Here is a 555-nt window from a genome sequence, read left to right as displayed (position 1 = left end):
GTCTATTTCTGTGTACATAATCAAAAATATCATTTCCATTTCTGAGTAACAACCAACGTGTTCCTTTGATTACTTTACGCTTGTTGATGTCCTTTTCCTTATGCCATAACAGTCTCCTTAGCAAATCCAGCTTTTCGTTCATAAGCTTGGTTACATGAAAGTGGTCTACTACAAGTGCAGTATTGGGAAGGTGTTCACTTACAGCCCTTGTATATACTGCAGAAAGGTCTGTACATACTGCTTGTATATGTTCTTTGTTTTTGCCGAGCCGTTCCCAAAATCCATCAAGAGCATTCTTGCCATTGCCATCACCGACATAAACAATATGACCATTATCCAAATCTACAACTATGGTCTTGTATACATGCCCTTTATGAGTGGCGAACTCGTCAATGGAAATACGTCTTAACATGGAAAGGTCTGGGTTATAGTATTTTGACTGTAGAAATTCCATCTGTATATTACGTACTACATTCCAGGATACCTGTAGGAACCAAAATATATCTTGAATTGTTACAAAGCGAGACAGATTAAGCACCATATTTCCAAAGGCTA

1 protein-coding gene is annotated in these 555 nt (G+C 37.8%); it reads right to left on the bottom strand.

All coding sequences use genetic code 11. The features are described 5' to 3' along the window. On the bottom strand, window positions 1–555 hold a 555-nt coding region (locus HMPREF9144_RS12610), incomplete at both ends, for an ISL3 family transposase (RefSeq protein ID WP_006046538.1).

The organism is Prevotella pallens ATCC 700821 (assembly GCF_000220255.1).
In the GTDB taxonomy this organism is placed as follows: Bacteria; Bacteroidota; Bacteroidia; order Bacteroidales; family Bacteroidaceae; genus Prevotella; species Prevotella pallens.
Note: the sequence above shows the minus strand (reverse complement) of the source record. Positions and strands in the feature narration are given on the sequence as shown.